Annotated in this window: 5 protein-coding genes; 3 read left to right on the top strand and 2 right to left on the bottom strand. The window is 65.8% G+C overall.

Annotated elements, in window-relative coordinates; all coding sequences use genetic code 11:
- Window positions 1–98: 98 nt before the first annotated feature.
- Entirely contained in the window at window positions 99–1055 is a 957-nt protein-coding gene (locus tag Y887_RS12590; RefSeq protein WP_046964664.1) for a TerC family protein, read from the bottom strand.
- 262 nt (window positions 1056–1317) lie between these two features.
- Between Y887_RS12590 and Y887_RS12585 the strand changes: the two genes are divergently transcribed.
- Together Y887_RS12585 and Y887_RS12580 are read left to right on the top strand one after the other, a co-directional pair.
- Window positions 1318–2484, top strand: a complete 1167-nt coding sequence (locus Y887_RS12585) for a class I SAM-dependent rRNA methyltransferase (protein ID WP_046964663.1) — start codon at window positions 1318–1320, stop codon at window positions 2482–2484.
- Between the two features lie 309 nt (window positions 2485–2793).
- Window positions 2794–3114 (top strand): hypothetical protein, encoded by a 321-nt coding sequence (locus Y887_RS12580; RefSeq protein WP_046964662.1) that lies wholly within the window; start codon window positions 2794–2796, stop codon window positions 3112–3114.
- A 334-nt stretch (window positions 3115–3448) separates the two neighbouring features.
- On the opposite strand, the gene Y887_RS12575 is transcribed toward Y887_RS12580, so the two are convergent.
- Window positions 3449–5299 (bottom strand): Svx/AvrXca family virulence/avirulence protein, encoded by a 1851-nt coding sequence (locus Y887_RS12575; protein ID WP_046964661.1) that lies wholly within the window; start codon window positions 5297–5299, stop codon window positions 3449–3451.
- A 305-nt stretch (window positions 5300–5604) separates the two neighbouring features.
- Here Y887_RS12575 and Y887_RS12570 point away from each other — a divergent pair, with 305 nt between their 5' ends.
- Complete coding sequence (locus Y887_RS12570) at window positions 5605–6855, top strand: dipeptidase (RefSeq protein ID WP_046964660.1); 1251 nt, start codon at window positions 5605–5607, stop codon at window positions 6853–6855.
- The last annotated feature ends 184 nt before the right edge of the window (window positions 6856–7039 follow it).

The raw sequence follows: 7039 nt of genomic DNA, 5'->3' as shown, positions 1-7039 counted from the left end.
CGAATCCCGAATCCCGAATCCCGAATCCCGAATCCCGAATCCCGAATCCCGAATCCCGAATCCCGAATCCCGAATCCCGAATCCCGAATCCCGGCCGGTCAGTGCCCGGCCGGCTTGGGCGGGCGCAGCAGGCTCAGCACGATGGTGGCAACCAGGATCGTGACCACCACCGCCAGCGAGACCAGCACCGGGATCTTGTAGAGATCGATGATCATCATCTTGATGCCGATGAACACCAGGATCACCGCCAGGCCATACGGCAGCAGGTGGAAGCGGTCGGCCATGCCGGCCAGCAGGAAGAACATCGCGCGCAGGCCCAGCACCGCGAAGACGTTGGAGGTCAGCACGATGAACGGGTCGGTGGTGATCGCAAAGATCGCCGGGATGCTGTCCACCGCAAAGATCACATCGATCACCGCGATCAGGATCAACACCACAAACAGCGGGGTAAACCAGCGCTTGCCATCCTTGATCACGCTGAGCAGGTTGCCGTGATACTGCGGGCTCAGGCGCAGATGGCTGCGCATCCAGCGCAACACCGGGTTGGTTTCCAGATCCGGCTCCTTGCCGGCGGAGAACCACATCTTGATGCCGGTCAGCAGCAGGAACGCGCCGAACACGTACAGCAGCCAATGGAACTTGGCCAGCAACATCGAGCCGGCGAAAATCATGATCGCGCGCAGCACGATGGCGCCCAGCACACCGATGATCAGCACGCGCTGGCGCTGTTCCTCCGGCACGCCGAAGTAGGTCATGACCATCAGGAACACGAAGATGTTGTCGACCGCCAGCGATTTCTCGACCAGGTAGCCGGTCAGAAACTGCAGCCCGATCTGGTCGGCCTGCGCATCGCCGAGCGTGCCCTGCAGGTACCACCACAGCCCGGCGTTGAAGGCCAGCGCCAGCAGCACCCAACCGATGCTCCACCAGGTGGCTTCCTTGAAGGTGACCTTGTGGGCGCCGCCATGGCGCATCAGCACCAGATCGATCAGCAGCGCGGCGATCACCACGACCCCGAAACCGCCCCATAACCAGACATTGCCAATGGTTTGCATAAAGAATCCCGAAAAGTGAAACGACCTGGACAGCCGGTGGGCTGAGGCCTTGTGACACGGAAATCGTGGATTCCGGGTGACGGACCTTCGCCTGCGCGGCGAAGGTCTCGCTCGCAACCGGCTGGGCCGGTTGCCGTTGCACCGGAGCGCCTGACGGACAGGACTCGTAATGACGGCGACAACGCTGGGAGCTACTCCCCTTCTGGTGCCGATTCTGCGGGCAGGGGCCGGGCACGTCAATCCAGCCGGATACAATAGGTGAATGAATACTCCTGTCCCCGTCGTCCGACTCAAGAATGCGTGGCGCTCCAGCCACCCGTGGATCTTCCAGAAGCTGGTGGAAAAGCCCGCCGCCAAGCCCAAACCCGGCACCATCGTCGATGTGGTCGGCGTGGATGGGGAATGGATCGGCCGCGGCTTCTATAACGGCCACTCGCGCATCGCCGTGCGCATCCTGGAAACCGACCAGTCGGTGCCGGTGGATGCGGGCTGGTTCTCGCGCAAGATCGCCGCGGCAGTGAGCCTGCGCCGCGACTGGCTCAAGCTCGACGGTGTGTCCGATGCCTGGCGCGTGGTGCATAGCGAAGGCGACGGCCTGTCCGGGCTGGTGGTGGACCGCTACGGCGACCTGGTGGTGGTGGAGTTCTTCGCCGCCGGCATGTTCCGACACCGCGAATGGATCTACGAGGCGCTGCGCGAGCAGTTCCCGGGCTGCCGTTTCCACAGCTTTGCCGACGAACACGTGCAGAAGCAGGAAAGCTTCGACTTCCACAGCAATACCACCACCGAAGCGGCCGTCATCACCGAGCACGGCATCAAGTTCCGTGCCGACCCGGCCGGCGCGCACAAGACCGGTTTCTTTGCCGATCAGCGCGACAACCGCCAGTGGCTGAGCGAACAGGTGGAAGGCAAGACCGTGCTGGACCTGTGCTGCAACACCGGCGGCTTTGCGGTGTATGCGGCCGCACGCGGCGCAGCCGAGGTGCTGGGCGTGGACATCGACGAGGACGTCATCGCCATCGCCAAGGGCAACGCCAAGCTCAACAACGTGCGCCCCAAGTTCGTGCAGGCCGACATCTTCCCCTGGCTGCGCGATGCGGCCAATCGCGGCGAGCAGTTCGATGTGGTGATCCTGGACCCGGCCAAGATGACCCGCGACCGCGAGCAGGTGATTCCGGCGCTGAAGAAGTATCTGGACATGAACAAATTGGCGTTGGGCGTGGTCAAGCCCGGCGGCCTGTTCGCCACCTTCTCGTGCACCGGGCTGGTGGCCGAGCAGGAGTTTCTGGACATGCTGCGCCGCGCGTCGTATTTCTCCGGCCGCACCATCCAGATCCTGAAGGTGGCAGGCGCCGGCCCGGACCATCCGTTCATGGCGCACGTGCAGGAATCGCGCTATCTCAAGGCGGTGTTCTGCCGCGTGGTGTGATGGCGGTGGCCTAAGGCAGCGGGCGATGCGTACCGCCCGTTGCGTGCTTGTGCAGGTCACAGGGCATTGCAGGCGTGGCCGCCACGACGACGCCACACGTGGCGGCGCCGGCTGTCGGCAAGCGGTGCAGGGCGGGCACTGGCAAGTAGCCGCCGCATCGCCTGGCGTGTGATGGTGCATGCGGCACAGATGACGCGATGCGGCCGTCGTCAGCGTGCGACAGGCGCAACCCGTGCGCGACGGCAATGGTGGATCGCAGCGCGCTGCAGCCGGGATTCAAGCTAGACATTCACTAGGGAGCGGCAGCCGATGACGTCCAGCGACGAAGACGAACGCAAGGCCCTGCGCCGTTTGCTGCGCGAGATCGAGCGGCCCAATGCCAGCCTGCTGGCCAGCAACTGGCCGGTGTTCGGCGTGTGGCTGCTGTTTTCCGGCGCCTTCATGTATCTGTTCCAGACCGGCACCGGCTCGCCGCTGCACCCTTTGCTGCTGGCGCTGGGCTCCACCTGCCTGGGGGTGTTCGGTGCATGGATCGTGCTGCGTTCGGTGTGGGCGCGGCAGTGGATGCATCTCCGCGAGCACGTCGATGTGGACAGCGTGCGCACGCGGTTGGCCGAACTCGAGGACTGAGCCTGCGTCGAACGTGCAGCGCTGCATGGTGGCGCCAACCTGCATCGCTGGTGCGCATGCGGCCTTGGCGCTGCAGCAGACGCAGGCCTGCATGCGATCGCAGGCAACCCCACCCATCGCGCACGACCGCACGCCGATTCGAACCGGTGGCTGCGGTGATGCGGCGACGCGACTGCAAGACGCAGGTCATCGCCGACGTGCCGGGCCAGGCAACCCGCACGTGCCAGTGACGCGCGCAAGCGGCGTGCATTGCGCGCGTCCACCGATGGCCGTCCCTGGCCTGTCTGTAGCGTCTTGTCGGACTGATGTGCAGCCGCTGCGCAGCTGCGCCAGATCACCAGCCGGCCGGTCGCGCGGTGATTTCCGGCACCGCCTGGCGCAGGTCTGCACCGAACTCCGGGTTGGTCATCGTGGCCGGATCGATAAACCCGTAGAACACCCCCTGCGTCGGCGAGGCGCCTTGTTCTTCGACATCGCCACGCAGCTGCGCGGTGCCGCCGACGTTGATGGCACCGAACGCGCCCGGCCCCATGAATACCGTATGCGCCTGCGCATTGGCGCCGATGGTGGCGCCGGGATGCCACACGGTGAGCCCGCCGAGCACCGCGTTGCCCTGCACCGTGCCGCCCATCACCGTGGCGCGGCCATCGATGCGCGCATTGCCCAGCACATTGCCGGCCAGCACGCGTGCGCGCGGCCCCACGTAGGCAGTGGCGGCGACGTTGGCAGTGTTGGCGACCCAGCCGCCGCCATTGGCGTGGCGACGGCCCACCGGGGTGGGCGTGGGCGCGCCGGGCTGGCTGCCGGCCGCTGCGGCGTTGGTGAGCGTCACGCTCCACGGGTAGCGGTAGATCGCGTAGTAGGACTGGTCCCACTTGATCTTCTGCATGGTGCTGGGCGCGCCCATCACCATCAGGTACACGGCGCGGTCGCCGCTCTTCAGCGGCACGCTGAGGTTGGCCTTGGCGCCGCGCTGCAGCGTGCTGTAACGCGCCTTGCCGGCACTGTCGATGACCACCACGCCCCAGCGCCAGTCCGAGTCCGGGTTGGGAATGCTGGGCGGGTCGTTGAGCAGGCCGGGCAGGCTGGTGACCGCAGGTGCGCTCTGCACCTGGCCCTCGAAGGCGACCTGGATCGTGGTGGCGCCGCTGGCGGGGATCAGCTGCACCAGGTTGTAGCCCCAGCGCTGCGGCGCCCATTCGAACGGCACGCGATAGCGGTTGGCCTGGCCGGCCACCGGGTCGAGCACGGTCATGCGCAGGGCGCGGTCGCGGTTGTCCCAGTCCTGGGTGCGCTGCGGGTCGAACGACAGATTGCTGCCGTAGCGCGCGCGATACAGCACGCCCTGGTCGCTGCCATCGGGATTGGTGTAGTCCCAGTTGACGTTGCGCAGCGCCCAGTCGCCGAATACATCGTTCATCTGCGACTGCGTCCAGCCCATGTTGGCCTTGATCACCGAGAACGGATCGGCGGTGCGCCGCGCCGGGTTGTCGATGCGCGGCGCCTTGCTCCACATGTCGTTGATGATGGCGTAGCCGTAGCGGTTCTTCAGATACTCCATGAATTGCCAGTTGCAATAACGGTCGCGCGTGGAGCCCAGATACACATGCGGGTAATTCACCAGCATGCTGGAGCAATGCACGTCGCTGCTGTGGAATTCCGGCAGCTGATGGGTCATCCAGTTGGCGTGCGATTCCCAGATCCAGCCGGTGTATTCGGACTCCTGCAAACCACCGGCCTGGTACTGCAGTGCATGGGTGAGTTCGTGCGCCAGACCCCAATGGTCGCGCAGGCCGCCCGGTGCCATCCACATGCCCATGCCGCCGCTGCCGGTGGCACCGCCACTCAGGCCGAAGCTCGGGTCCATATGCAGGTTGGCCTTGTACTTGGTGGCCACGTTGCAGAACGGCTCGGGAAACTGCAGGCGATTGAGGAAGGTGTCCCACACCATTTCCAGATGCTCGCCGGCGGCACGCACGTCCGCATCGGAGACGCCGTTGCCATTCCAGCGGAAGGCGAAGTGCGCCGTTTCGTAGCGCACCGGCGGCATGCCGACTTCATTGACGCGCGCGATCCAGCTGCCGGCGGTGCAGGCCGCGCTGGCGCTGGAGGCCGCGCCCAGCCCGGTGGCGATCAGGGCAACACTCAGCAGACGTCGGGACAGCGCGCGCGATGCGATGGACATGGGGGTCTCGCCATAGACGGATGGGGTACACACGCCCGCAACGCCCGCAGAAGCTGCGGCGCTGTCGGGCCCGGGAGGGGGAGCGCCGCGCGCTGGATGCGGCGGCCGCGCAAGTGTGCGCAGCGGCGAACGTGGCGCAATTGCTCTGTGTATGTATTTTTCAGAACTGCAACGAACTCGCCGCTCGTGATGTGGCGCGGGTTGGACTTGCGTGCGTTGCCCGGCGATGCCATTGCGCACCGCGCGCGGAGTCTGCGCGCGCGCGGCCGCTATGATCGGCAGATCCCACCTGTCTGCGAGGACGCATGAACCTGCAACTGCTGTGTGTCGCCGTGTTGCTGAGCCTGGCTGGCTCGGCGCACGCGCTGGAGTTTTCCAAGGCCGAACTGGCGCGCGCCACCGCATTGCAAAAGCGCCTGGTCACGCTGGATTCGCATCTGGATACGCCGGCCAATCTGGAGCGCCCCGACTTCGACGTCTTGCAGGCGCATGCCGGCAACCGGCTGTCGCAGGTGGATTACCCGCGCATGGTCGAAGGCGCGCTCGATGGCGGCTTCTGGGCGGTCTACACCGGGCAGGGCAATCGCAGTGCGGCCGCGCATCTGGACGACCGCGATGCCGGTCTGCAGCGCTTGTTGAAGATCCACACGCTGCTGGCCGCGCAACCGCAGCGCTTCGCCTTCGCCACCACGCCGGCCGATGCCGCGCGCATCAAGGCCGATGGCAAGCGCGTGGTGTACATCAGCATGGAAAACGCCAGCCCGCTGGTGGCCGACCCCACGCTGCTGCGGTTCTATTACGCGCAAGGCCTGCGCCTGATGAGCACGGTGCATTTTCTCAACAACGAATTCGCCGACTCGGCCACCGACCCCAAGGGGCCGGAGTGGAAGGGCCTGAGCCCGGCCGGCAAGCAACTAGTGCAGCAGGCACAGGCGCTGGGCATCGTGATCGACCAATCGCATGCCTCCGATGCGGTGTTCGACCAGTTGATTGCGCTGTCGCCGGTGCCGATCGTGCTCTCGCACAGCGGCGCGCGAGCGGTGTTCGACCATCCGCGCAATATCGACGATGCGCGCTTGAAAGTGCTGGCCCAGCACGGCGGCGTGATCCAGGTGAATTCCTACGGCGGCTATCTGGTCGACAGCGGCGCCAGCCCCGAGCGCAAGGCCGCCGAGAAGGCGCTGACCGAGCAATACGGCGGCTGGGAGCACATCAAGATCTCCGACGGCACGGCCCTGAGCGCCGCGCTCAAGGAGCTGGATGCGCGCTACCCGATCAAGCGCGCCACCGAGGAGGACTTCTTCGCCCATCTGGAGCATGTACTCAAGGTGGTCGGGCCCGAGCATGTGGGCATCGGCATGGACTGGGACGGCGGCGGTGGCGTGGTCGGGCTGGAAGACGTCTCCAAGCTCCCGCGCATCACCGCCTGGCTGCTGCGCAAGGGCTACACCGAAGCGCAGATCGCCGGGATCTGGGGCGGCAATTTGCTGCGGGTGATGGGACAGGCGCAGGCGTATGCGGCGGGGAATGGGGAATCGGGAGTGGGGAATCGGTAGAGCGCAGGGGCTGGTGCCGGGAGCGGGGAATCGGGAACCGGGAATCGGGAATCGGGAATCGGGAATCGGGAATCGGGAATCGGAGTTGTGCTTGGCTGTAAGTGGTGGTGCAAGGGATGCCGCGGTTTTGGCTTGGTCTCTTGCCACTGAGCCCGGTCGGGGTCTTCAGCCTTGATCGTTTGCT

The sequence above is a fragment of the Xanthomonas pisi DSM 18956 genome, from assembly GCF_001010415.1.
Lineage (GTDB): Bacteria > Pseudomonadota > Gammaproteobacteria > Xanthomonadales > Xanthomonadaceae > Xanthomonas > Xanthomonas pisi.
Note: the sequence above shows the minus strand (reverse complement) of the source record. Positions and strands in the feature narration are given on the sequence as shown.